Source organism: Phascolarctobacterium succinatutens YIT 12067 (assembly GCF_000188175.1).
Taxonomy (GTDB): Bacteria; Bacillota; Negativicutes; order Acidaminococcales; family Acidaminococcaceae; genus Phascolarctobacterium_A; species Phascolarctobacterium_A succinatutens.
Genome location: NZ_GL830938.1, coordinates 1 through 23,333 on the forward strand (window position 1 = coordinate 1; position 23,333 = coordinate 23,333).

Genomic DNA, 23,333 nt, shown 5'->3' on the forward strand with positions numbered 1-23,333 from the left:
CCGTTTTTCCTACAAAAACTTTACGCTAGCCAGTGCTGAGGGCTTTGCGACGAGCAATTGTAGTTGTCAGAAAAACTTTAAAATTTTTTCGAGAATACTGTATACAAAATACAAAAAAGTGCTATAATAGATAGCAGATGAGGGAAAAAACCCACAGGCTGTAAAAATACAGCAGCAAATAAAAAATAAAAAGTGCGAATGCATGGAGGTGAGTTACTATGTTTAGTGCCGCTGGTGTTAGCTTAGTTTTCTTAGGCGTCCTGACTGTTATGTGCATTTTTGAATAATTGTAATGAGGGAACGCCTCTGACCACGCTTTGAGCTGTGGGCAGAGGCGTTTTTATTTTGCTTGTAATTCTGTTTTTGTTAAGCTAATCCCTTGCGGTGGCTGTCATCCAAGCCTACCAGGTCCTTGATGACTTCGGAGGCAATAATCAGTCCTGCTACCGAAGGTGTGAAGGCATTGCTGCCGGGCAGCGCACGGCGTTTGGGTGTTTCGGCGTGACATTCGCTTTCTATTTCCTCATTTATAGGTAAAAGCGGCAGCTCCTGCGAATAAACAACCTTTAGTTTTTTAATGTTGTTTTTCTTCATAGCCTGGCGCATAACACGCGCTAAGGGGTCAACCTTGGTTTTATAGATATCTGCTACCTCGAACATGGCAGGATTAACCTTGTTGCCTGCTCCCATGCTGCTGATAACCGGTACGCCTGCTGCCTTGGCTGCAAGTACGATAGCAATTTTGGCTGCCACTGTATCTACGGCATCGACAACGTAATCATATTGTGAGAAATCAAATTCATGCTGATTTGCCGGCAAAAAGAAGCATTGGCGGCAATTTACGTTGGCATCGGGGTTGATGCTCGCAATACGTTTGGCCATGACTTCAACCTTAGGCTGGCCGACAGTATCAAGGGTAGCGATAATCTGACGGTTGAGATTGGTGAGAGCAACGGTATCGTTATCAATGAGGTCAAAGCTGCCGACACCGCTGCGGGCGAGTGCTTCGACTGTATAACCGCCTACACCGCCGATACCGAAAACAGCGACATGGGCATTCTGCAGACGCGTAATTGCTTCGCTGCCGAAGAGCAGCTCTGTACGTGAAAATTGGTTAAGCATATGAATCTCCTTGCGTGGTATTTATTGGTTTGGATATCGGAAGCTTAAGCTGCTAAGCTGATTTCTACCTTTACACCGTCCTTAAGATCTTCTGGCTTCTGGTCTGAAGTAACAGTGATTTTAGTGCCGTCAATGCTGCTTATCTTACCGCTGAAGGGTGCAGGTGTTTCGGCAGCCTTAATGTTTACCGGCATGCCTGCCTTAAGCTTCTTGGTCTGGGCTGCGCTGACATTCAGCGTTATACTGCAGCTGTCGACAGCTTTGATGTGCAGGATTACCTGATCCTTTTGTACGGTAGCATTATTAGCGGCCTGCAAATCGGTAATGATGCCGGTGCAGGGGCTGTTGCCTTCATTTTTTTCCTGCTGTGCTTTTGCAGCGGCCTGCTGTGCCTTGAGCTGTACAATGAGCTTTTGCTGTGCATCGATTTCTGCCGGAGAAGCTGGCTTGAAGCTGACGCTTACGCTGCTTGCTGCCTGCAGCTGTGCGATAGCGCGCTGCAGCTCGTCCTGGGCAGCCTGTGCCTGATTGCGTGAAACTGCGCCCTGCGCCAGCAAACTGTTCATCTTAGCGGCTTTTTGTTGTGCCGCTGCTACGTTGGCCTGCGCCAGAGAGGTGTCAGCAACCGGTGCTGCCGTTGGCGTGCCCTGCTGCATACGTTTTAAATCTGCTTCGGCCTTGGCAACCTGGGTTGCCAGGTCCTTAACCTGCTTATCCAGCTTTGCGTCACCGATAGCAAAAAGCGGCTGGCCCTTGCTGATGCGCTCGCCCTTTTCACTGATAAGACCTATGAGCTTGCCTGCTGTCGGAGCCTTGACTGCATAGGTGGAGATGCTGATTGTGCCTCTGCCAAGACTGTTATCAGCCTTTTGCAGACTGCAACCGCTCAGGCTGAAGGCTGTGAGGCAGACGGCTGCCATACAACATAATATTTTTAATATCTTCATAGTAGATTCCTCGTTTCCTTGAAGTTAAAAGCCTATTGTACTTGTATATTATAGCGTAAGTTTGTGGCATTTGCATGACATTTTGCATAATTAGCTAGCTAAAAATTAAAAAGCTGCTGCCTCCGGCGTGAATGCCGAAAGCAACAGCTTTAATTGTATAGGTCAGATTTTATTTCTCAATCAGTGCCATACCAGCTTCGAGAGCCTTGGTATTAGCTTCTTCGGTTCCTTTCGGAACACGGTTCAGTACAGCCTTGAGAATTGCTTCTTTGGAAACGCATTTGGTGAGTGCAACTACTGCGCCCAGAGCAACGATGTTCGCAAACAGTGTCTTGCCGCAAACAGTGTTGGCAGTATGGGTGATAGGCAGGTCAACGCGTTTGCCGTACTTGCCGGGAACATCAGTTACGAAAAGAGTATCGGTGATAACGGTGGTATGCTCATCGCGGTCGGCAATGAATTTGTTGGCAGCCTCCTGGCTCATTACCAGCAGAGTATCTGGGCAGATAACACGGCTGAAATAAATAGGCTCATCACTGATGATAGCTTCGGCCTTGGAGGAGCCGCCGCGGGCTTCCGGGCCGTAGGATTGGGATTGTACAGCCAGCTTGTCGTCTAAGAGGGCAGCTTCGGCTAAAATAATACCTGCAGTGATCAGGCCCTGACCACCGGTACCGGAGAAACGAAAGCTATGTCTCATAATTATTTACCCTCCTGTGCACGTTGAATAATTTGGTCATATGCCTTGGTGTATTCCATAACGTCGTTGTTTTCGTAGAGAACGCCGATGGGGAATTTGCCGGCAGCGATTGCTTCTGCCTTTTTATCTTCATCCATGCGGTCCCAAACAGCCTTCATAACGCCATGGTCACGCTGCCAAGCCATCATCTGAGCAGGTCCGCCCATCTTGTTCTGACGGCCGAAGGAAATCGGGCAAGCGCTGACAGCTTCGATGATAGAGAAGCCTTTGTGAGCAATGCCTTTAGCGATAACATCGACCAGTACGGGAACATGGTAGGTGGTTGCGCGTGCTACATAGGTTGCACCGGCAGCTTTTGCCAGATCGAGCAGATTGAAGCTCGGTTCAACAGTGTAGTACGGAGCGGTGGTTGCTTTGGAATGCATCGGCGTCATCGGAGAATATTGACCGCCGGTCATGCCGTAAATGCTGTTGTTGAAAACAACCAGAGTCAAATCAATATTGCGGCGTGCTGCATGAATCAAGTGGTTGCCGCCGATAGCGGTGCAGTCGCCGTCACCGCTGCAAACGATAACGTTCAGTGCAGGGTTAGCCATTTTTACACCGGTAGCAATCGGCAGAGCACGGCCGTGCAGAGTATTGGCGGTGTTGAAGTCCAGATAACCGGAGGAACGGCTGGAGCAGCCGATGCCGCTGATTACTGCAACGTCGTCTTTTGCCAGACCTTGCTTATCAATTGCTTTTACAATGGCGCCGGTGATAACGCCGTTGCCGCAGCCGGGGCACCAGATGTGAGGCAGACGGCCCGGGCGGAAATATTTATTGATTAAATTTTCCATTTCACTCATCGTTTTTTCTCCTCTCATCCGTTAGGCCATAGCCTTTTTGATTTCAGCTAACAGTTCGGCCGGAGTAGCAGATTCGTTATCGTATTTAGCGTACAGGCTTACAGGAACCTTGCCTGCTACCGCACGTTCAACTTCCAGAACGTACTGGCCGCAGTTCAGCTCGTGTACGAGGATGCCTTTAACCTTGCCTGCCAGCTCCTGCATTTGCTTTTCGGCAAACGGCCAGATAGTAATCGGGCGGACGAAGCCAACCTTCAGGCCTTCCTTGCGTGCCATATCAACTGCTTCATAAGCAGTGCGGGCAGCACCGCCGAAGGCTACAACAGCAAATTCGGCATCTTCCATACGATAGTTTTCTACTTGTACGATGTCGTCTAAGTTATCTTCTAATTTAGTGCGCAGACGGTCCTGAGAGGTGCGGGTTGCTTCACCGGTGCCCTTCGGGAAACCGGTTTCGTCGTGTACCAGACCGGATACGTGCCAGCGGTAACCGCTGCCGAAGTCTGCTATAGCAGGAACCTTGGAGCCTTCCTCGCAGCCGTAAGCCAGATAATCTTCGGGTGCGCAGGTCGGGCGCTTGCGTTCTGCCTGCGGAATTTCATCATAGTTGTCGGGAAGCTCGATTTTCTCGCGCATATGGCCGATAACCTCGTCCATCAGGAGAATAACCGGGCAACGATATTTTTCGCTCAATGCTACTGCACGCAAAGTCAGGTCAAAGCATTCGGGAACACTGGACGGAGAAACGGTAATCAACCAGTGGTCGCCGTGGGTGCCCCAGCGGGTTTGCATAACCTCGCCCTGAGCGGGGGAGGTCGGTTGGCCGGTAGCAGGGCCTACACGTTGTACGTTAACGATAACGCAGGGGATTTCGGCGCTGCAGGCGAGGCCGAGCATTTCCTGTTTCAGGGAGAAGCCCGGGCCGCTAGTTGCGGTCATAGCCTTTTTACCGGCCATGGATGCACCGATAACAGTGCCGAGACCGGCGATTTCGTCTTCAGTCTGCATAAATTTACCGCCAACCTGCGGCAGACGCAGAGCTAATTGTTCAGCAATTTCGGTAGAAGGGGTGATCGGATAACCGCCGTAAAATTTTACACCGGCGGCAATCGCACCCTCAACAACCGCTTGGTTACCTTGTAACAGCAGGATTCTTGACATGGGTTACCTCACTCCTTTTTATTTATCTACAAAGATAGCATAGTCGGGGCAACGCATTTCGCATTGTCCGCATTTGATGCAATTTTCTTCAGCAACGGCTTCGACTTTGCCGACTTCGCTGACTGCCAGAACTTTTTTCGGGCAGAAGGCCGCACAAATACCACAGCCTTTGCAACGCTTAGTAATTATTTTTAAGCTCATATGGTCTCCTCCTTATGATACCTTGTTTAAAATAACAGCATGCGATAGCTTCACCTTATATTATATCAAAAATAGCATTTTATGAAAGTGTTTTTGAAAGCTTTTTACAAATTATCTTTTACTACATCATGAATAAATTCTATAATGTTTTGTAAAGTGAAAAAGATAGTATTATTGTAACTTTAAGTCAAAATGTACAAACAAATCTTGACTTCGACCGTACTCCAGGTGTTATGCTATACTTAAATAAAGCAACATGAAAGGAAGCAGAGCATGAGCAAGATAATTAAGCTTTTACTTTTTATATTGTGCCTGGCAGTAATGGCCTTAAACGGTTGTGCTAAAAATGCTGACAGCGAAGTGCAGGGCAGTGATACCGCCGTTGCCATTACCAATCCGCGTCAGCTTGTCGCTGCAGATAACAAAACAGGGCGCACAATTATGTGGGAAGCGAAGGTGAAGCAGCCTTATACACTGGAGTATCGCTTGCAGGACGACAAGGACATACAGGCAGTGCAGGCAACAGACAGCAGCTTTACGGATAAAAACAGTATTATTCAATATACTGCACGTCTTAGCGGCCTGGTGCCGGGCAGTGCTTATGAATATCGCATCAACACAGCGCAGAATAAAGGACGTTGGCACAAGCTGCAGACGGAAAAGGGCGCAGGCTTTACTGCTTTAATTTTCCCGGATTCGCAAAGCGCTGATTACAGTGGCTGGCAGCAGCTGGCGCGTGAAGCGTACAAGCGCCATCCGCAGAGTGCGTTTTACGTGAATATGGGAGATTTGGTGGACAACGGACAGGATGCAAGCCAATGGCGCGCCTGGTTCAACAGCGTGAGCGTGTTCAGTGATGCTGTGCCGCTGGCACCTGTAATCGGCAACCATGAGGCGTACAACATGGAGTGGAAGGAATACTTGCCTGCAAGCTATACGCATTTGTTCAATGTGCCGCAAAACGGTCTGGCAAAATATCCGAATCAGTTTTACAGCTTTGATTACGGTCCGGTGCATTTTGTAGTGTTGGATACCAACTTTCCGGAGATGGAAAATTTTCAGCCTGATTTGCTGGCAGACGAGCTGTCTTGGCTGGAAAAGGATTTGGCGGCGAGCAAGGCGCAGTGGAAGGTTGTTCTGATGCACCGCGATATCTTTCTCTACGGCTTCGGGCCGGAGTCTGGCAGAGCGCAGAGCAAGACGCAGTTTCTTGATTTCAGCTATCGGCTGATGCCGGTGTTTGAAAAATACAAGGTTGACGCAGTACTGACGGCGCATTTGCATACATATCGCCGCCGTGTGCCGCTGCAGAACTTTGCGCCTGCACCGCAGGGAAGCGGTATTACCTATATTCTGACAGGTGTGGCCCGCAGTGTGCGCTATCCTAAGCTGTGGGGCGATTTTGAGTGGGATGCGGCAACAGCGCCGAAACCGGAAACTGCCAACTATATGACAATGAAAGCCTATGAGAAAACCTTGGAGTTTAAAGCCTTCCTGCCGGATGGCAAGCAGTTTGACGAAGTTAAATTAACCAAATAAGCAAAAAGGCTGTCGCATCATCGTAGTGCGACAGCCTTTTTAATTACGGTTAATCAAGCTCAATCAGTTCATATTTGTCATTGCCCATTTTCAGCTCGTGCATAGCGGTGAGCTGGTGCAGGCCGTGACGGCTTTCCATGCGCTCAACGAGGTCATGGTTGCTTTCCTTGGCATATACCAGATCGACGGAAGCCTGGTCGATAGCCAGAATGTCGGTAGAAGCGAGAATGCCGATATCAGGAATAGTCGGCTCTTCTGCGCTTAAGCCGGCGCAGTCGCAGTCAACGGACATGCGGCGTAGGACATTGATGTAAACGATGTGCTTGCCGAAGAAATCAATGGTAGCCTTGGCAGATTCAGCCATGTTTTCCATGAGCAGCTCCTTGCCGGGCCATACGTTCCAGTCTGCAGGCAGGTTATCCTTATCTACGCCGTGAACCTGTGCTTTGCCGATGCGTCCGTCAGCGCAGCCGATAGCAAGGTTTTTCATGGAACCTCCGAAGCCTCCCATAGCGTGGCCCTTGAAGTGCGTTAAAACGAGCATGGAATCGTAGTTGACGATGTTTTTGCCCATGGAAACCTCTTTGAAATGCTTACCGTGGCGTACAGGCAGATTAACGGTGCCTTCTGCATCCATGATGTCGACAGGGCAGAAGGTCCAGCCGTTAACCTTTAAGGTGTCGAGATGTTCTTCGGTGGTATAGCGGTCGCCCTGATAAAGAGTGTTAGTTTCTACGATGGTGCTGTCAGGGATTTGCTGCTGCAGCGCTTTCACCAGCTCGCGCGGCAGAATGTTGGGGCCGTGCTTTTCGCCGGTGTGCAGTTTGATGGCAATCTTGCCGTAAATGCTTTCGTTGATTAAACCGTATAATTTGATGAGATGCTCGGCATCAATGTGCTTGGTGAAATATACTTTGGCATGAGAGCCTGCGTTATCGGTTTTGGCAACTCTTTTGCAGCCTACTACAGGGGCTTGTGCAAATTCTTGTGTCAATTTCAACTACCTCCTATAATTTGGTTACTTATATTTTAATACCTGAAGTATACTCTAAGTCAAGAGGAAAATGGAAGTTTGTGTTAATGGTAATATAAATTTTTGGCAGCTTACTTGCTTGGCGCGATAGCGTTTACACAGCTAAGTCCGTTTAAGGTGCGCGGATAGCCGATGTAGGGCAGGGCAATGGTGAGCGCATCCAGCAAATCCTGACGGGAGTTGCCGACGGAGATATTGGCAGCGGCGTGTGCCTTGGCCTGTGGTTCGCATCCGCCGAGAGTAACGATTGCTGTAAATGTGATCAGTTCACGCTCTTTGACGTCGAGCACTTTGCGTGTGTAGTAGTCGCCAAAGCAGTTGGCACTGAGGTAATCATTAATATGCTTTTGGTCAGCAGGGGCACTCGCGTTCATCTTATCAATGTTCTCTGCGCCGAAGATGGCGCGCTGTACGGCGAGGCCTGCTTCGTGGCGTGTTTGATCGGTAGTTGTTCCGGCAGGAGCGCAGGGCTTGATTTTGAGCATTTCCATAACCTGGTCAAAGCGTTCCAGTGCTGTTTTTACCTTTGGCAGACCAACGTATGGCGTGCAATGGAAAATGCTTTCGTGTACCTGCTCCGGCGTTGCACCTGCTCTGAGAGCGCCTTCGACGTGGGCAGGAATATCCTCCGGTGTGTTGTTGGCAGTGAGAACAACGAGCGTCAGCAGCTCCTGTTTGGCGGCAATGAGCTTAATCTGCTTATTGATATCGTGATAGATAAACTTTTTGCTGATAGCGGAAAGCTCCGGTTCGTTTTTAATATCAGTAGGATCATTTTTGGTGAACAAGCTTTGAGCAGCAGTATTTGCTGCTGTTTCACGTGTTTGTGCCATAGCGGTGGTGCCTCCTAAAAGTAAAGTGCATGAAAGAAATGCAGTGAGTATAATTTTTGAGATGTCTTTCATTGGTGATTCTCATTTCAGTAAATTAGTGTTGAGCGACTTGTCTGTCTGTAAGGGAAGATATCACTGAAGGTGACAGCGGGTTTATTTCAGCTTATTATATTCCTCTGCATCCACAGGCTCGCACCATTCGCTTTTGGTGTTTTCGCCCGGAATCTCGATGGCGAGGTGCGCAAACCAGCTGGTGGGGGCGGCACCGTGCCAATGCTTAACTCCGGCGGGGATTTTGACTACATCACCGGCATGCAGCTCACGGGCAGGCTTGCCCCATTCCTGGTAGTAGCCACGACCGCCGGTGACAAGCAGAATCTGCCCGCCGCCTTTATCGGCGTGGTGGATGTGCCAATTGTTGCGGCAGCCTGGCTCGAAAGTTACGTTGCCGATGACAACCTGGTCGAGAGAAAGCATGTTAAGATAGCTTTGGCCTACGAAATATTTTGCATAAGCATCGTTTTTAGGGCCTGTTGGGAATATGGTGAAAAATTTTTCTTCTGTCATTGTTATCGCTCCTTTAAAAATTAGAATTGCAAGCTGTCAAGCCAGCTTTTGATTTGACCTTGGGCGTTCTTGGAGCTGCTGCCGGAGAGAACAAGATCTTGGGTGAATTTGGCATTAGGTGTCAGCTTCTGCAAATCGCTTAGGCAGCGCTGTTCGCCACCGCTGCCGTGGGTGAAGAAGGGAGCAACGGTTTTGCCGTCCAATTTATAGGTTTCTACGAAGGTGGCAACAGGGATGGGGAAGCTGCCCCACCAGTTGGGATAACCAAGGAAAACAACGTCGTATTTGTCGAAATCATCAATTTTTGTGCTGATGGCAGGACGGGCGTTGGCTGCCTGTTCTGCTTTGGCTTTGGCGACGGTGACGCTATAGGTTTCGGAGTACGGAGTTGCGGGCACGATTTCTACGATGTCGCCGCCGACCTGTTTATGGATTTCTTCAGCAACAGCTTTGGTGTTGCCGCTCCAGGAAAAATAGGCTACTAAGATTTTTTTACCATTATTCATGTTTTGTGATGCTCCTTCACTAGTGGATTGTTTTACTTTAGGCGCAGGTGCGTCTGCTTTAGCAGCGTTGAACGAACCGCAGCCCATAGTTAATGCTGCAAGGCTCAGAAGGCTAACGCCTGCGAGTTTTCAAAAGTCGCGTCTGTTCATATTGAATCCTCCTTGTATGATTGATGTTTATATTTAGCTAAGATAGCAAGAAAAGCCATAACGCCCACGCTCCCCACGCAGCTTCCACCGCAGCTGCCGCACACGCCTGTGCAATAGAGCAGCGTCTGTGCCGTGACGGGCGCAATGCCGGCGAAAAGCTGTGGTATAGCCTTCGTAACAGACTGGGGCAGGAGGATGCTGGCAGCAGCACCGCCGCTGAGAGCGAGCTGAGATAATTTGTTGTCATGAAGTGCTTTATCAGTTGTGCTCATCTTACTTTTTCTCCTTCGCCAGATTGCTTTGATAGCAGATAGCTTGTTTCGGACAGCCGTGCGCGCACTTGCCGCAGATGATGCAAAGTCGTCTGTCAATCGTTGCTTGGCGTTCGTGCATGGTTATCGCACGCATGGGGCAGTTTTGCGCGCATTTGGTGCAGCCGATGCAGGCGTTTTTGCGCACCTGCATGGCGAAAGCACCGGGAACAAAACGTCCAAAAATGTGAAACAAGGAATTATATGTGCCAACAGGACAGATAAACAGGCAATATCCGCGTCCACCTTTGGTGAAAAGCCCTAAGAAGACATTCGCTAAAAAGAACGTGGCGATGAGCGAGGAGAGCGTGTTTAAGAAATATTCTGTGAGAAACAAGTTGATAAAAATCTCGAAAGAATAATAATTGCAATAGGTGCAGGGAATGCCAAAGCCCAGCCAGATGGAAAAAAGAAAACCGATGAGAAAACCATAACGTAGCGGCAGCACGGGCACGAGCTTTACCCAGTCTATTTTATATTTGTCAGGCAGCAGGCTGCCAAGCAGTTCACTGAAGGCACCGGTAGGGCAAAGCTTGCCGCAAAAGAGCGGACCGAACCACAGCGAGGTTACGGCGAGTAGCAGGCAAAAGATTAGTGAAATCGTGCTTGTCGCAAGCCATTCGCCTGTGACGATGTTCGCAAGCGGAATACGTGCACAGGGAACGTGAATCGAGCTGAAGCTTGTGTCGGTGATGAAAGTACTTGCTATTTGGTTGAAGAACATGAACGGCTCGTAGAAAAGTATGAAGCCGACGATATAACCGACAGTGCGTTTGAGATTGTAAGTTAGGTTTTGCATAGCGTTTCCTTCGTTTTTAGTTTATGACTTGGAGATAACTCCAAGTCAAGTAAATTATAGCTTGCGATTGTTGCTATCGGTCAAGAGTTTTTTATAAGCTGTGACCTAAATCATAGGCAGCCTGCGGATAGGTGGTTTTCAAAATATCCTTGCGGGTTTTGCAGTTAGTGGCGAGCAAAGTGCCACGGCTCTGCCAGCGCATATAGCCTGAGAGTGTGGCAGTCCATAGCCCAGGGAACGTCGCTGCCTGCTGCTGCGAGCAGAACGCTCTGCTTGCCGCTGATACGTCCTGTGCGTGCGTAAAATCTATCAATGCAGGTCTTGAGTTGCGCGCTGACGTGCCAATAATAAACGGGCGTGATGAGCGCGATTAAATCAGCATTAACGAGGCGCATAATCAAATCATTTTCAATGTCCTCCTTCTGCACGCAGAGCCCGTTCATGCCGCAGGCATCGCAGACCAGGCAGCCATGAATATTATGAAACGCTGCGTCGAAGCGAAAGACGCTGTGTCCCTTGGCTTCTGTGCCTTTGATAAATTGTTCTGCTAGCACGCTGGTCATGCCGTTTCTATGCGGACTGCTCGTAATGACAACGATGCGCTGTTTGCCGTTTGGTGTTGGCTGCTGTGCTGCTTCAGCGGCAGGCACATTCGCTTCAGGCGTATTTTTGTTAGACAGAAAGTTGATAGCTGCGCCGCTGGCAAGCATGGTGCCGAAGCCTGCGACAGCGAGCCTGATAAAATCATGTCTGTTCATAAGTTTTCCTCATCAAAAAATAACAATCAAAAAGGCAGATAACAAATTGCTATCTGCCTAAAATTATAATGATTCTTATTTACATGTCTAATACTTATCTTGTAAAGCTATTCTATGCTTAAAAAGCATTTTGCAAAATCAATGAATTTTTGCAGAGTATGGCTCTGCTGTCTGTCGCGTCGCCATACAAGAAGAATATCGCCGCTTAGTGCCGGCTGCAAAGGACGGAATACAAAGCGGTTTTCATTCATTAGCGGCGGCCTGATGGTTATAGCGTAATAGTTATTCTGTTCTACGAGTACGGCTGTATTGGCAAGCAGGTTACAGTTGCCAACAAAGTGTATTTTGGCAATATCGCCGCTGAGCCAATTGAAGATTTCACTGCGTACTTGCAGGCGTACAGGTAAAATAACAGGCAGGCCGCAAAGCTCACAGGCTTTAATGGCTTTTCTTGTTGCCAGAGGAGCATCCTTGCGCATGAGAATACCCCAAATTTCCTTTTTCTGTAAATGAATATAGTCATAATTTGTTGTATCGACAGGTGCCTGCAGGATAGCGATATCGATAAGCCCTTTTTCCATTTTTTCCAGCAGAGTATCTGCCGTAGCTGTAAAAAGGTCAAAGGTTACAGCCGGATATTGCCTTTGAAAAGCTCCGATAAGCTGTGCCAGTGTTTGTGTAGCATAGTACTCACCTGCGCCGAAGGCAATGCTTCCGCTGAGGTTTTGCTCCTGGTCTTGGATGTCGAGCGTAGTTTTTTCTACCATGTCTAAAATTTCCTGTGCGCGCTGTACGAGAAACTGCCCGGAGGGTGTGAGCGCGAATTTATGTTGGCTGCGGTCAAATAGCTTAGTTCCTAAATCTTCTTCAAGCTGCATGAGCTGACGGCTGAGCGTGGGCTGAGTGATGTGCAGAACTTCAGCTGCTTTGGTGATATTTTTTTCGTGTGCGACAGTCAGAAAATAGTTGAGAATACGAAAGTTCATAGCGACGGCTCCTTTCTATCGATATGCTTGTAATTTTTGGCATTATTATAACGCAGCCTTGCTGATTATGCAAAAAAAGCATGTAACGGTAATTATTATAGGTATTGGACGCATATTTAGGCTGTTAGTATAATTATCGGTGAAGGGTAAATCCTGTTTTACATAATGATGTCTGCAAGGAGGTTTACTATGAAAAAATTATTGGCTTCTACAGCTTTAGCTGTAACATTGCTTATGAGCGGCTGCGCCGGTGCGGATGCACCTGATAGTAAAGCAGCTCAGAATCCTGCACCGAAAGTGCAGTCTGCTCAAAATAAAACGCAGCAGTCACAGTCTGCAGCGCAAGGAACCAAGCTGAAGCTGCAGGTTGATGGTAAAAATATTATTGTTGTACTTGCGGATAATGCGGCAGCGAAGCGTTTAATTGATATGCTTCCCGCAGGGATAAACCTGAATGATTTTAATCATACCGAAAAGATTGGCTATTTTAAAAATAAGCTTACCGGGGACGGAGCGCCACGAGGGCATGCTCCGAAGGCCGGAGATGTGTGTGTTTATGTTCCATGGGGTAATATAAGTGTGTTTTATAAGGATTTCAGATATACGGATGATTTGATTTATTTGGGACACGTTGAACAGGGACTAGATATTTTGAGTACGCAGCAAAGCGATTTTAAAGTAAATTTTAGTATAGAGCACTAATTAAGGTAACTGTAAATCCAGCAAGAGAAAAAGCTTCTTTGGATAATACAAGAAATTAAGCTTTCCTTAGTTTATTACTTAGAGAAAACGTAAGCGTCAATTATGGTGCAGGCTTGAGCGTAAAAACTGGCAAAGATAGCTATGCGTACTTTGACATCGAGCGTGCAGTCGGCGGCGAGTATAATAAGAACTGGGATTTTCACGCTGGCGTGCGTTGGAACTTCTAAAGAAGTCACAAAGACTTCACAATACAAATCCTAGAAATTTAGTATACTTTAAATATGGTTTAACTTTTCACATTGAAGGAGGTTTATCTCATGAAAAAATTAACAGCTATTATTACTGGCGCGCTGACTGTTTTGGCAATTTCTGCTACAGCATTTGCTGCTAATCTGATTAGTGCGGAAGAAGCTCGTGCAATTGCGCAAAAGCAAGTTCCAACAGGTAGTACTTACCTGCATACTGAAGCAGAACTGCAAAAACTGCAACCATATTATGAAGTGAAGTTTTTTGATACTGCTACTCAGACAAAATATGAAATTGATGTATATCAGGTAAATGGTAAAATCAAAGAATACAATATGGAAAGAAAAGCGTTGGGTGGTAGCGCTAATGTCATCTTGTCCAAAGATGATGTAAAAGCAATTGTTGCCAAAGAAGTTGGTGACGTGTCGATTTATGAACTGAAATTGGACAGAGAACATGGATTATATGAATATGAAGTGAAATTCAGTGCATCTGGTTTGCGTGGTGAGATGAATGTTAATCCGGAAACTGGTGTAGTGCTGGATAAAGAAGTAAAATACAGCTTTTAAGAATAAATTTTTATAAATTTTTTAGAGCGGTGCGAAAGCATCGCTCTATTTTTACAATCTTTATTCTTGGTTTTGAGTTAAATTCAGATGCCATTAAAAAGCTACAAGGAGACAATAAGGAGCTGGTGATTATTTCTGGTGTTGTGCATCGGATTTGTACTGCAAGATTGATGTAAGTTCCTTTGATAAAATAGAAGCTTTCTATATGAAATATCTGAAATAAAAAGTGGAGGCTATCACTAGAGTGTATGATAGCCTAACTTTTTCCACAAATCGGCTGGGAAGACCGATATTGAGAGGGGAATCAGGGCTTTACTGTTGTACGGTAAGCCTGCTTGCCATCTTTGAATTCGATGATGGTTACGCTTTTTACTGCGTCATGCTGCTATACAAAAGGAGCGGGCAGTGTATCTTTTTTCAACAATTATCTAAATATATAAATACGTCACCATCGGTATCTTCTACTGGAAAGCTTTGAAAACTTCGCTTAAAGATGATATAATAAGCTATTATACTATGACTGGAGTACGCTATGCGCAGGAAAATATTATTTGGTGTTGATTATACGGACAGCGAGCTGATTAAGCTCTTGCTGTATCTGTTTGTCGGCGGCACGGCGGCCTTGGTGGAGTGGGCCTTGTTCTACATTTTCTTCCACTATCTTTTAACCGGGCTGAGCCTGACCTTGCTGACTATGCTGGCAACAGCCTTATCCTTTTGTTTGGCAACACTGTATCATTATTTCTTGGGCAATGTTTTGGTTTTTGACAGCGGCAGCCGTTACAAACGCGGCAAGGAGCTTAGCCTGGTGTTTTTGGTAAGCTGTATAGGCTTGGCGTTTAACCTGCTGCTGATGTATATTTTTGTCAGCCTGCTTGACTGGCAGCCGATGCTGTCTAAGGTGCTGACAAGCTGTATTGTTGTTGTATGGAACTATCTCTCACGTAAAAAATGGATTTTTAGGAGTTAGATATGCCTGGAGAATATGTAGACGTAAAAAAATTTAAAAAGGTTGTGCTTTTGTATAACCGTAATTCCGGTAAGCAGCTTTTTGCCAGTATGATGGCTAAGGTGAATGAAACCTATAAGCTGGTGAAGGAATTAGTAGGACCTAAAAATGCAGAAATGCGAGATATCCGCTTCTTTGACCAGATACCGCAGATTGCTGCGGAAATAGTTGAGGAAAAGGTTGACTGGGTGATAATTGCCGGCGGTGACGGCACAATCAGAGCGATGATTGAACAGCTGGCTAATCGCAAGTATGTGCCTTACATCAGCGTTTTTCCTGCCGGTACGGTAAATCTGGTGGCTAAGGAGCTGCTGCTGAAGGCGGACCCGCATAAGTGGTTTAAACGAGTATCCAAAGGTATAGAGGTGCCTGTTTATCTGGGACGCGCCAACGGCAACGTCTTTTTGACGGTTGCCGGTATAGGCTTTGATTCCCTTGTAGTAGACAAGGTGACCGAAAAGGAGAAAAAGCTGCTCAACAAGCTTGCTTATGTTTGGCAGGGAACAGAGATTATGCGTAAGGAATTTCTGTTTAACAACTGGCGTTACCGCTTTCAGGTGCGTTTTGATGATGAAGCCGAGTGGTATGATGCAACTTCTGTTATTGTAGGCAAGAGCCGCTATTATGCCGGACGTTACAACCTCTTTAACGGTGCGTCGCTTTCGTCACCTCTTTTACATGCGGCGCTGTTTACCGGTGATAAGCGCGGGGATTTTATACGTTATGCGGCCTGCATTGCTATGGAGGCGCTGACGCTGGATAATGATATTATTATCCGTGCAGCGAAAAAAATGGAAATACGCTGCAATGAAGAGAATTTTGCAGCAGAGCTTGACGGAGATGCTGTAACAACTGCTCCGCTTTTAATTGAGATGGAGTCCGAGCCGATTAAGTTTTTGGCGTAAGCAAGGAAATGGTGTAAGGTGAATAGGATAAGCAGAAAAATGGGCTGGCTGATTTTTATTATCGCGGCCTGCATAGTAGAAGGATTTTTTGCCTGGCAAAGCTTCGGCGGAACGCACCCCTTTCCGCTGAATGAGTTTGGCTTTCAGATTTTTGATCATGTATTGCGTGACAGCGTTTTGGCAGAGATAGCATATGTACTGTATTACCGGCGTAAGCGTGTGCCGGACAGATTGCAGCGCTATTTTCCCGTTATTGTTATCGGTATTCTTTATCTGGGCGAAGCCTTTTTTATGGTAAACCAGCTTAGTCTTGATAAAGGTTTGCAGACAAGCCTGTCCGTGCTTGCCGGTATTAACAATAACATTTTTGCAGTGCTGCTGATGGCAATGTGCTACCATAAATGGCCCAACATCGGGATGAAAATCCTTTATTTTGCTGTTTATGTATTTTCCGCTTTAGCGCTGGTCTTTGACGGTTTTTACTTTTGGCAGACCTCCATGCACGTGGAGAGCGTTCTCTTCCAGAACCTGAATATCTATGCTGTTAAAGGTATTTTTGCGACGATGAGCAACACGATGATTGCCGGTATCGTTATCAGCATTGTGGTGATTTTACTGCTGTTTTATGTACCGAAACCGCAAAAGCGTAAGCCGAACTTTGCCTGGTCGTTGCTTTGTGTGGCCATGTTCACCTTGGGCTTGAACCTTACCGACAGATTGCTTGGCTATGCCGGCATGTACGGCGTGGAAAATGTTATCGGTATGTACGCTGAGGTAGAGAACGAAAAGACGCGCATGAACTATCGCAATATGCTTTCCGTTCCTGTTAATGTGAACTTTGTCAGCAAGGCAATTTTTGATACGGATAAAATTGCCGGCGGCAAGCATGTGGAGCAGCGCGAGCTGACTGCCAAGGATAAAACACGTCTGACGGAAATGGGCATTGATGAGCCTAAAGCAAAGATTGCCAAAATCAAACCGCAGTATGACAGAGTTGTTCTGCTGATTCTGGAATCCATGCACCGTGATTACATCAACTACTATAACCATGATATTCCCGAAGAAGCTACTCCGTTTTTGAATAGTCTTGTTATCCGTTATCCGCATATGAACAGGTATTATTCCTCTGCCGTGCCGACAACGCAGGGCCTGAATGCTACATTCCGTTCGCATCTGATTATGGATAAGGATCTTCCCGGTAAAAATACGCCCTCGCTGTTCCGCAGTGTACAGGCGCAGGGAATGCGCGGCATTTTCATGAATGCTTCCAGCCAGTATTATGCAAACGAGCTGCGCGAATATCCGACGCAGTTCGGAATGAACGAATACTATGCCAAGGAATATCTGGAAAAACAGGGCTATACCGGTGCCAGCGGCTGGGGCTTCCATAATGACGTAATGTATGAGGAAACACTGAAGCTGCTGGAAAAAGCCAAAGCGAAGAATGACCGTCTGGTGATGGTTACTAAAACCCTGGATATGCATCAGCCTTATCCTTATACAGGCTTCAGCTGGAACGAAATGCCGGACAATGTGCGCAGCAATCAGTTTATTACAGTGCGCGGCGTTTATTGGGTTGATAAAACGTTGGAGCATTTCTTTAAGGAAGCACAGAAGCGTGGCCTGATGGATGACAGAACGCTGTTCATCATTACGAGTGACCATAATCCGCACAGCGGCGGCGAGTACACAAAGCTCGTTACCAAGGCTGATGATAAGCAGAGCATTGCACCGATTCCGCTGATTTTTGTGTCGAAGAACATGGCACCGCTCAATAATCTGCGCACCAATGAATATGCTTCGCAGATTGATCTGGCACCGACGCTTTTATATCTTCTAGGCATCGACGTGCCGGAAAAATTCATGGGCCGCAATCTTCTGCAGCCTACGGATATTCCCTATGCCTTAGGCTACTTTGGCGGTAAGGCGTTCTACTGGTCGGATGAGCGTCATTTGGTCGATCAGATGGATAAGCCTGTACCGGATACAGAATATGAGGATGCTTTAACAAACTATATTATTCATTATTATGGCTTGTGGCACCAATAAAGTTATTAAAAAATACCGTTCCGCAGAGATGTGGGACGGTATTTATACTTTTGCTATATAAACTTAGCTGAAAAAAGCAAGTATTATGTATACAATTGATAATACACTTTTCAAAAGCAGTTCTATCACATATAATATTAATGCAAAAAAATAATTTTATGGAGGGAATGAAGATGTTTCTGATAATAGGTGCACTCGTTGTTATCGGTGTAATTTATCTTTTGTTGAAACGACATGAATCCAGAATGGTATTGATTGCCGCTGGTATTCTGATGTGCTGCATTGCCGGCAACCCGATGGCTTCTCTTGATGCTTTTGCCAAGAGTATGACTAATGCCGGTCTGATTACTTCTGTTTGTTCCTGCATGGGCTTTGCCTGGTGCATGAAGTATACCGGCTGCGACAAGCATTTGGTTGTCGCTATCGGTAAGGTTTTGAAAAAAATGGGCTTTTTGCTCATTCCCGGCGCTACGCTGGCAACCTTTGTTGTTAATATTGCTATCCCCAGTGCTGCAGGCTGCAGTGCTGCGGTAGGTGTAATTTTTATTCCGATTATGATGTCCGCAGGCATTCATCCGGCAATGGCTGCTGCTGCCGTTAAATCCGGTACCTATGGCAGTATGCTGAACCCCGGTCTGGTACATAACGCCGTTATCGCTAAGCTGGCAGGCGTACAGGTTACTGATGTAATTGCCAACCATATGCTGGCAACTGTGGTCGGCGTAATCATTGCTGCAGCTGTACTGACTGTTCTCGCAGTTGTGCTGAAGGAAAACAGAGGCTTTGTTCCGGAAGGTGAAGCCGGTGTTGACGAGAACTTCGGCATCAATCCGCTTTTCGCTATCATGCCGCTGGTTCCGGTTATCATTCTGCTGTTGGGCAGCACTAAACTGGTGCCTGTACTGAAAATGGGCGTACCCCACGCTATGGTTATCGGTGCAATCCTGTCTTTGGCAGTAACCCGTAAAAATCCTGTTGAGCTGACCAAGAGCTTCTTTGACGGCATGGGCGATGCTTATGCTAATATCATCGGTATTATTATTTCCGTAGGTGTTTTCGTAGCAGGCCTGAATGCTTTGGGACTGATTAAGGCGCTGATTAACTGGATGCTGAATTCTACCGGTATTGTTAAAATTGCTGCTACCTTCGGCCCGTTTGTGCTGGCACTTATTTCCGGTTCCGGTGACGCTGCAACTGTTGCGTTTAACGAAGCAGTTACTCCGCATGCGGCACAGTTTGGTCTGGAAAACATGAACATGGGCTCTATTGCAGCTTTGGGCGGTACTCTCGGCCGTACTATTTCCCCGATTGCCGGCGCTACTATTATCTGCGCAGGCATTGCCGGTGTAGACCCGATGGAGGTTTGCAAGCGTAATGCTCTGGGTATTACCCTGGCGCTGGTTGTAGGCATGATTCTGCTGCTGTTCTAAAATCTGATATTTTTAAAAGTATAAAATGGATGCGGAACTTTTGCTTCGCATCCATTTTTATTGCTACGACTTGCCTCTATGCGGTATAATAATGCATGGAGGGAATTATGGAGATTAATACTTTTCTTTATAAATTACAGAGCTATCACAGCGAGCAGGTTTTTAACCCCTGGCGTGATTTTGATACAAGCTGTGATATAGGCCCGCAGGCTCCTGTTATCCGCAGTGCCAATCTGCGCCGTTATCTGGAGCTGCGCGCGGATGCACATTATTTGTTTATTGCCGAGGCCTTGGGCTATCAGGGCGGTCATTTCAGCGGTATTGCTATTACTTCGGAGCGTATTCTGCTGGGGCATCATCCTGATGTAGAGCCGAAAAGTGTGCTGGGCGAATGGGATTACCGCCGCACGAGTGACGCAAGCAGCGCAATGCTGAACAATACGCAGCGCCTGAAGGGCTTTAACGAGCCCACGGATACTGTTGTCTGGAATGCGCTGAACAGTCATGGCCTTGCGTCCTTTGATGTTATTCTTTGGAATATTTTTCCGTTTCATCCGTATAAAGCAGGCAATCTGCTGACTAACCGTACGCCCTCACCGAGCGAGCTTGATGTAGGCATTGAGTACGCGCGGATGCTGCTGGAGCTGCGTCCGGGGATGAAGATTGTCGCTATCGGTCAGAAGGCGGCGACAACGCTGTCACGTTACGGCGTTGAATGTATGGCTGTGCCGCACCCGTCTATGGGCGGTGCCAACCGCTTCCGTGCGGCAGTAGCGCAGCTGTTAGGCGGTGAGATGTAATGGAATTGGAAGCTGTTCCTTTAAGCCGTGAGCAGACCTTGCATATTGCTCTTGGCATGGGCAAGGCACTTTTGAAAAACGGTGCGGAAACCTCCAGAGTAGAGGACACTATTTCCCGCTTCTGCCATACGCACGGCTATCATGATATTCATGTTTTTGTTACGCCGACGGTTATTATTTTAGGCGATGAGGAAAGCGAAGGTGCGACGATTATCAGCCGTATTCGTTATCGCAGCACCAATTTGAGCGTCATCAGCGCGGTGAACGATTTTTCCTATAATCTGAAACGCTGGCCGCTGAATTATGAAAAAACGCTGGCGTATCTGGATGAGCTGCGTCATAAGGCTCCGCCATACGGCAAATGGCGTGTCTGCATGGCTTCGGCAATAAGCTCGGCAGCCTTTTCGGCGATGTTGGGAGGCAACGGCCATGACTTTATTGCGGCCTTTATTACCGGCGGTCTTTCAATGGTGCTGTTGAAGCAGCTGGGCGGTTATCGTCCCAGTGCCTTTTGGGAGAATGCGCTTTCCGGTGCGGCAATCGGTGCTTTGGCTATTTTTTGCTGTGAGATGGACGGCGAATGTACACGTACCAACATCATCGTAGGTGCACTGATGCCGTTCCTGCCGGGCGTAGCTTTTACCAACGGCCTGCGCGATTATATGGCCGGCGATTTGATTTCCGGTAATTCGCGTATCGCCGAGGCGATGCTTTTCGCTACATCCATTGCGATTGGCCTGGCATTTAGCCTGCTTGTATGGTATCACTGGGGGTGGAAGCTGTGGGCATAAATTATTTTACAGCCTTTGGCTTTGCATTTATTGCTACTGCTGCCTTCGGTATTCTGTTTCAGGCACCGCGTAAAAGTTTGCCTGTCAGCGGCTTTATCGGTGCTGTAGGCTGGGTAGTTTATTGCTACATCCGCAAGGATATGGCGTATGATTCTTTTTATGCCATGTTTTTTGCCACGGTTGCGCTTTCACTTTTGAGCGAACTGGCGGCACGCATGTTTAAGCAGCCGGTAACCATTTTTGTTATACCGGGTATTATCCCGATTGTGCCGGGACTTGGCATGTATCGCGGTATGGCAGCGATTATAGAAAATAATTACGACACGGGTATGAACATCCTTATAACCACCGGCATGGATGCCAGTGCTATTGCCTTGGGGATGATGCTTATGACAAGCGTATTCCGTGTAATTAAGATAAGCAAGGATCATAAACGATTGCTGCAGCTGTTGCATAAGGAAGAAAAAGAATAAGGTTATTTGTAGTGAGTGAGGGAATGAAAATATGGGTTTAGCAGAACTGTTGCTGTTGGCGGTTGGCCTGGCGATGGATGCCTTTGCCGTTTCCGTTTGCGGCAGTATGGTGCTGATACCGGATAACAGACTGCGCGGAGCTTTGCGCTTCGGCAGCTGGTTCGGAGCATTTCAGTTTTTGATGCCTGTGATAGGCTATTTCGGCGCTGTATCGTTTCGTGATTATATTACGGAATATGACCATTGGCTTGCCTTTTTCTTATTGCTTTATCTGGGAATCAACATGATTCGTGAAGCAAACGAGGCCTGCCATGTCAAAAAAGATTATAGCGTGAAGGAGATGGCGGTGCTGGCGATTGCCACCAGTATTGACGCTCTGGCAGTAGGTATCAGCCTGGCCTTTTTGAATACCGATATCTGGTCCGCTTCCATACTGATTGGTGTGGTGACCTTTGCTATCGCAGCCTTTGGCGGTCTGGCAGGCTTTAAGCTTGGAGCTATGGCCGGCAAAAGAGCTGATGTTGCCGGCGGCTTGGTGCTGATTTTTATCGGTGTCAAAATTTTGCTGGAACATACAGGAATAATTTAAGGAATAAAAGTTTAGCGGATTTGCTGCCCCTTTAGGCACGCTGAGCTTAATTTATATCATAGAAAGGAAGATATACATGACGCAAGTAAATAAGGAGCGTATGCTCGCAGAATTTAAGGAAATTGTTGCTCTGCCTTGTCACAGTCTGCAGGAGCGTCCGGTATTCGAACTGCTCAAAGGCAAATTGGAGGCTCTCGGCTTTACGGTGGAAGAGGATGACGCCGGTGAAAAGCTGGGTGGCAACTGTGGTAATATGTGGGCATTTTTGCCTGCCAGCGCAGGAATTGAAGGTGCGGTACGCGTGCTGCTTTCTGCACATATGGACGGTGTTGAGCCCTGCGGCGGCACTACCGTTATCCAAAAGGACGGCGTTTTATACAGCGACGGCACCACTATTCTCGGCGGTGACGATAAATCCGGCGTTGAGGGTATTTTAGAGGGTATTCGCATGCTGCTGGAGGAAGGCGCTCCGCATGGCGATATCCAGATTCTCTTCACTGTTTGCGAGGAGGGCGGCGTTAACGGCTCCCGTTGCCTCGACCGCTCCAAGCTGCGTGCGGACGTTGGCTATGCACTGGACGGCGAAGGCGCACCGGGCGAGATTGTTGTCGGCGCTCCCGGCCAGAAGAAATATAAAATCGACATTATCGGCAGAACCGCGCATGGCGGACTGGAGCCGGAAAAGGGCATTAACTCCATTATGATTGCTGCCAAGGCTCTTGCCGATGTTAAACGCTATGGCCGTATTGATGAGGAAACAACCTGTAATATCGGCATTATCGGCGGCGGTAAGGCAACCAATATTGTGCCTGATCTGGTAACCATTGAGGGCGATGCGCGCAGCCGTAATAAGGAAAAGCTGGAAGCTATCTGCAAGGAAATCGTAGAAACCATTGCAACCAGTGCTGAAAAATATGGCGCTAAGGCAGAGGTTTTTGTGGATAACAAGTATGATTCCTTTGCTGTTGCCGAGAACAGCGATGTTGTAGCACTGGCAAAGGCTGCCTGCGCAATGCATGGCTTTACTCCGGATATTACGGTAACCGGCGGCGGCAGTGATGCCAACTTCCTGAATGCTTACGGACTGCCTAGCGTAATTTTGGGCACTGGCATGGCTCATGTGCATACTGTTGACGAATACATTAAGGAAGAGGATTTGTATAATACCGCGTTGATGGTACATGGTATTCTGAAGGCTGCGGTAAAATAAAAAGGTATATATAATTAAAGACCTGCATGTGCAAAACGTGCAGGTCTTTTTCAATGAAATTTGACCAGATAGCCGAATTAAGGTATAATTTATATATAA

26 protein-coding genes are annotated in these 23,333 nt (G+C 47.3%); 12 read left to right on the forward strand and 14 right to left on the reverse strand.

Going from position 1 to position 23,333, the window contains the following annotated elements:
- Positions 1-366: 366 nt before the first annotated feature.
- From HMPREF9443_RS09770 to HMPREF9443_RS09795, 6 genes are all read right to left on the reverse strand, one after another.
- Positions 367-1,122, reverse strand: a complete 756-nt coding sequence (locus HMPREF9443_RS09770; RefSeq protein ID WP_009146446.1) for a tRNA threonylcarbamoyladenosine dehydratase — start codon at positions 1,120-1,122, stop codon at positions 367-369.
- 44 nt (positions 1,123-1,166) lie between these two features.
- The gene (locus HMPREF9443_RS09775) at positions 1,167-2,069 is read right to left on the reverse strand and encodes an HlyD family secretion protein (RefSeq protein ID WP_087942328.1); all 903 of its coding nucleotides are present in this window, start codon (positions 2,067-2,069) and stop codon (positions 1,167-1,169) included.
- A 169-nt stretch (positions 2,070-2,238) separates the two neighbouring features.
- Positions 2,239-2,769 carry a 2-oxoacid:acceptor oxidoreductase family protein gene (locus HMPREF9443_RS09780; RefSeq protein WP_009146448.1) on the reverse strand — a complete coding sequence of 177 codons (531 nt, stop codon included), beginning with the start codon at positions 2,767-2,769 and terminating at the stop codon, positions 2,239-2,241.
- Positions 2,770-2,771: 2 nt separating this feature from the next.
- Positions 2,772-3,608 carry a thiamine pyrophosphate-dependent enzyme gene (locus tag HMPREF9443_RS09785; protein WP_040565495.1) on the reverse strand — a complete coding sequence of 279 codons (837 nt, stop codon included), beginning with the start codon at positions 3,606-3,608 and terminating at the stop codon, positions 2,772-2,774.
- A gap of 30 nt (positions 3,609-3,638) precedes the next feature.
- Positions 3,639-4,778 (reverse strand): 2-oxoacid:acceptor oxidoreductase subunit alpha, encoded by a 1,140-nt coding sequence (locus HMPREF9443_RS09790; RefSeq protein ID WP_009146450.1) that lies wholly within the window; start codon positions 4,776-4,778, stop codon positions 3,639-3,641.
- An 18-nt stretch (positions 4,779-4,796) separates the two neighbouring features.
- Positions 4,797-4,979: a 4Fe-4S binding protein gene (locus HMPREF9443_RS09795; RefSeq protein WP_009146451.1), complete on the reverse strand. Its 183-nt coding sequence runs from the start codon at positions 4,977-4,979 to the stop codon at positions 4,797-4,799.
- Positions 4,980-5,252: 273 nt separating this feature from the next.
- Here HMPREF9443_RS09795 and HMPREF9443_RS09800 point away from each other — a divergent pair, with 273 nt between their 5' ends.
- On the forward strand, positions 5,253-6,518 hold the full coding sequence (locus HMPREF9443_RS09800; protein ID WP_009146452.1) for a purple acid phosphatase family protein: 1,266 nt from the start codon (positions 5,253-5,255) through the stop codon (positions 6,516-6,518).
- A 49-nt stretch (positions 6,519-6,567) separates the two neighbouring features.
- Here HMPREF9443_RS09800 and HMPREF9443_RS09805 read toward each other — a convergent pair whose 3' ends face one another.
- From HMPREF9443_RS09805 to HMPREF9443_RS09840, 8 genes are all read right to left on the reverse strand, one after another.
- On the reverse strand, positions 6,568-7,518 hold the full coding sequence (locus HMPREF9443_RS09805; RefSeq protein ID WP_009146453.1) for a DUF362 domain-containing protein: 951 nt from the start codon (positions 7,516-7,518) through the stop codon (positions 6,568-6,570).
- Positions 7,519-7,622: 104 nt separating this feature from the next.
- Positions 7,623-8,384: a carboxymuconolactone decarboxylase family protein gene (locus HMPREF9443_RS09810; protein WP_187363728.1), complete on the reverse strand. Its 762-nt coding sequence runs from the start codon at positions 8,382-8,384 to the stop codon at positions 7,623-7,625.
- A gap of 153 nt (positions 8,385-8,537) precedes the next feature.
- Positions 8,538-8,951 carry a cupin domain-containing protein gene (locus tag HMPREF9443_RS09815; RefSeq protein ID WP_009146455.1) on the reverse strand — a complete coding sequence of 138 codons (414 nt, stop codon included), beginning with the start codon at positions 8,949-8,951 and terminating at the stop codon, positions 8,538-8,540.
- 20 nt (positions 8,952-8,971) lie between these two features.
- Positions 8,972-9,457, reverse strand: a complete 486-nt coding sequence (locus tag HMPREF9443_RS09820; RefSeq protein ID WP_040565483.1) for a flavodoxin — start codon at positions 9,455-9,457, stop codon at positions 8,972-8,974.
- 146 nt (positions 9,458-9,603) lie between these two features.
- Positions 9,604-9,879: a hypothetical protein gene (locus HMPREF9443_RS09825; protein ID WP_009146457.1), complete on the reverse strand. Its 276-nt coding sequence runs from the start codon at positions 9,877-9,879 to the stop codon at positions 9,604-9,606.
- 1 nt (position 9,880) lies between these two features.
- Positions 9,881-10,717 (reverse strand): 4Fe-4S binding protein, encoded by an 837-nt coding sequence (locus HMPREF9443_RS09830; RefSeq protein ID WP_009146458.1) that lies wholly within the window; start codon positions 10,715-10,717, stop codon positions 9,881-9,883.
- Positions 10,718-10,881: 164 nt separating this feature from the next.
- Positions 10,882-11,475: a flavodoxin family protein gene (locus HMPREF9443_RS09835; protein WP_009146459.1), complete on the reverse strand. Its 594-nt coding sequence runs from the start codon at positions 11,473-11,475 to the stop codon at positions 10,882-10,884.
- 107 nt (positions 11,476-11,582) lie between these two features.
- Positions 11,583-12,461 carry a LysR family transcriptional regulator gene (locus HMPREF9443_RS09840; RefSeq protein ID WP_009146460.1) on the reverse strand — a complete coding sequence of 293 codons (879 nt, stop codon included), beginning with the start codon at positions 12,459-12,461 and terminating at the stop codon, positions 11,583-11,585.
- A gap of 189 nt (positions 12,462-12,650) precedes the next feature.
- Between HMPREF9443_RS09840 and HMPREF9443_RS09845 the strand changes: the two genes are divergently transcribed.
- The 11 genes from HMPREF9443_RS09845 (at position 12,651) to HMPREF9443_RS09895 (ending at position 23,234) form a co-directional block, all read left to right on the forward strand.
- Complete coding sequence (locus tag HMPREF9443_RS09845) at positions 12,651-13,163, forward strand: cyclophilin-like fold protein (protein ID WP_050787137.1); 513 nt, start codon at positions 12,651-12,653, stop codon at positions 13,161-13,163.
- Positions 13,164-13,480: 317 nt separating this feature from the next.
- The gene (locus HMPREF9443_RS09850) at positions 13,481-13,978 is read left to right on the forward strand and encodes a PepSY domain-containing protein (RefSeq protein ID WP_009146462.1); all 498 of its coding nucleotides are present in this window, start codon (positions 13,481-13,483) and stop codon (positions 13,976-13,978) included.
- A gap of 532 nt (positions 13,979-14,510) precedes the next feature.
- Positions 14,511-14,948: a GtrA family protein gene (locus HMPREF9443_RS09855; RefSeq protein ID WP_009146463.1), complete on the forward strand. Its 438-nt coding sequence runs from the start codon at positions 14,511-14,513 to the stop codon at positions 14,946-14,948.
- A gap of 2 nt (positions 14,949-14,950) precedes the next feature.
- The gene (locus HMPREF9443_RS09860) at positions 14,951-15,892 is read left to right on the forward strand and encodes a diacylglycerol/lipid kinase family protein (RefSeq protein WP_009146464.1); all 942 of its coding nucleotides are present in this window, start codon (positions 14,951-14,953) and stop codon (positions 15,890-15,892) included.
- Between the two features lie 39 nt (positions 15,893-15,931).
- The gene (locus tag HMPREF9443_RS09865; RefSeq protein WP_009146465.1) at positions 15,932-17,941 is read left to right on the forward strand and encodes an LTA synthase family protein; all 2,010 of its coding nucleotides are present in this window, start codon (positions 15,932-15,934) and stop codon (positions 17,939-17,941) included.
- A gap of 173 nt (positions 17,942-18,114) precedes the next feature.
- Complete coding sequence (gene dcuC, locus HMPREF9443_RS09870) at positions 18,115-19,371, forward strand: C4-dicarboxylate transporter DcuC (RefSeq protein ID WP_040565485.1); 1,257 nt, start codon at positions 18,115-18,117, stop codon at positions 19,369-19,371.
- Positions 19,372-19,478: 107 nt separating this feature from the next.
- Positions 19,479-20,171, forward strand: coding sequence for a uracil-DNA glycosylase (locus HMPREF9443_RS09875; protein WP_040565486.1), 693 nt, complete (start codon positions 19,479-19,481; stop codon positions 20,169-20,171).
- Positions 20,171-20,962: a threonine/serine exporter family protein gene (locus HMPREF9443_RS09880; protein WP_009146468.1), complete on the forward strand. Its 792-nt coding sequence runs from the start codon at positions 20,171-20,173 to the stop codon at positions 20,960-20,962. The genes HMPREF9443_RS09875 and HMPREF9443_RS09880 overlap by 1 nt, the downstream gene beginning before the upstream one ends.
- The gene (locus tag HMPREF9443_RS09885; RefSeq protein WP_050787138.1) at positions 20,953-21,435 is read left to right on the forward strand and encodes a threonine/serine exporter family protein; all 483 of its coding nucleotides are present in this window, start codon (positions 20,953-20,955) and stop codon (positions 21,433-21,435) included. The genes HMPREF9443_RS09880 and HMPREF9443_RS09885 overlap by 10 nt, the downstream gene beginning before the upstream one ends.
- Before the next feature lie 31 nt (positions 21,436-21,466).
- Positions 21,467-22,024, forward strand: a complete 558-nt coding sequence (locus HMPREF9443_RS09890; RefSeq protein WP_009146470.1) for a manganese efflux pump MntP — start codon at positions 21,467-21,469, stop codon at positions 22,022-22,024.
- Between the two features lie 76 nt (positions 22,025-22,100).
- A complete protein-coding gene (locus HMPREF9443_RS09895) occupies positions 22,101-23,234 on the forward strand; it encodes a M20/M25/M40 family metallo-hydrolase (protein WP_009146471.1) in 1,134 nt (377 codons plus the stop codon).
- The last annotated feature ends 99 nt before the right edge of the window (positions 23,235-23,333 follow it).

Bases quoted from the DNA above. Each gene is read 5' to 3' on its own strand.
- HMPREF9443_RS09820 (WP_040565483.1), bottom strand. From the start codon at position 9,457: ATGAATAATGGTAAAAAAATCTTAGTAGCCTATTTTTCCTGGAGCGGC.
- dcuC (WP_040565485.1), top strand. From the start codon at position 18,115: ATGTTTCTGATAATAGGTGCACTCGTTGTTATCGGTGTAATTTATCTT.
- HMPREF9443_RS09845 (WP_050787137.1), top strand. From the start codon at position 12,651: ATGAAAAAATTATTGGCTTCTACAGCTTTAGCTGTAACATTGCTTATG.
- HMPREF9443_RS09855 (WP_009146463.1), top strand. From the start codon at position 14,511: ATGCGCAGGAAAATATTATTTGGTGTTGATTATACGGACAGCGAGCTG.
- HMPREF9443_RS09785 (WP_040565495.1), bottom strand. From the start codon at position 3,608: ATGGAAAATTTAATCAATAAATATTTCCGCCCGGGCCGTCTGCCTCAC.
- HMPREF9443_RS09835 (WP_009146459.1), bottom strand. From the start codon at position 11,475: ATGAACAGACATGATTTTATCAGGCTCGCTGTCGCAGGCTTCGGCACC.
- HMPREF9443_RS09895 (WP_009146471.1), top strand. From the start codon at position 22,101: ATGACGCAAGTAAATAAGGAGCGTATGCTCGCAGAATTTAAGGAAATT.
- HMPREF9443_RS09800 (WP_009146452.1), top strand. From the start codon at position 5,253: ATGAGCAAGATAATTAAGCTTTTACTTTTTATATTGTGCCTGGCAGTA.
- HMPREF9443_RS09790 (WP_009146450.1), bottom strand. From the start codon at position 4,778: ATGTCAAGAATCCTGCTGTTACAAGGTAACCAAGCGGTTGTTGAGGGT.
- HMPREF9443_RS09825 (WP_009146457.1), bottom strand. From the start codon at position 9,879: ATGAGCACAACTGATAAAGCACTTCATGACAACAAATTATCTCAGCTC.
- HMPREF9443_RS09850 (WP_009146462.1), top strand. From the start codon at position 13,481: ATGAAAAAATTAACAGCTATTATTACTGGCGCGCTGACTGTTTTGGCA.
- HMPREF9443_RS09815 (WP_009146455.1), bottom strand. From the start codon at position 8,951: ATGACAGAAGAAAAATTTTTCACCATATTCCCAACAGGCCCTAAAAAC.
- HMPREF9443_RS09875 (WP_040565486.1), top strand. From the start codon at position 19,479: ATGGAGATTAATACTTTTCTTTATAAATTACAGAGCTATCACAGCGAG.
- HMPREF9443_RS09770 (WP_009146446.1), bottom strand. From the start codon at position 1,122: ATGCTTAACCAATTTTCACGTACAGAGCTGCTCTTCGGCAGCGAAGCA.
- HMPREF9443_RS09780 (WP_009146448.1), bottom strand. From the start codon at position 2,769: ATGAGACATAGCTTTCGTTTCTCCGGTACCGGTGGTCAGGGCCTGATC.
- HMPREF9443_RS09775 (WP_087942328.1), bottom strand. From the start codon at position 2,069: ATGAAGATATTAAAAATATTATGTTGTATGGCAGCCGTCTGCCTCACA.
- HMPREF9443_RS09865 (WP_009146465.1), top strand. From the start codon at position 15,932: ATGGGCTGGCTGATTTTTATTATCGCGGCCTGCATAGTAGAAGGATTT.
- HMPREF9443_RS09830 (WP_009146458.1), bottom strand. From the start codon at position 10,717: ATGCAAAACCTAACTTACAATCTCAAACGCACTGTCGGTTATATCGTC.
- HMPREF9443_RS09860 (WP_009146464.1), top strand. From the start codon at position 14,951: ATGCCTGGAGAATATGTAGACGTAAAAAAATTTAAAAAGGTTGTGCTT.
- HMPREF9443_RS09840 (WP_009146460.1), bottom strand. From the start codon at position 12,461: ATGAACTTTCGTATTCTCAACTATTTTCTGACTGTCGCACACGAAAAA.
- HMPREF9443_RS09795 (WP_009146451.1), bottom strand. From the start codon at position 4,979: ATGAGCTTAAAAATAATTACTAAGCGTTGCAAAGGCTGTGGTATTTGT.
- HMPREF9443_RS09880 (WP_009146468.1), top strand. From the start codon at position 20,171: ATGGAATTGGAAGCTGTTCCTTTAAGCCGTGAGCAGACCTTGCATATT.
- HMPREF9443_RS09890 (WP_009146470.1), top strand. From the start codon at position 21,467: ATGGGTTTAGCAGAACTGTTGCTGTTGGCGGTTGGCCTGGCGATGGAT.
- HMPREF9443_RS09810 (WP_187363728.1), bottom strand. From the start codon at position 8,384: ATGGCACAAACACGTGAAACAGCAGCAAATACTGCTGCTCAAAGCTTG.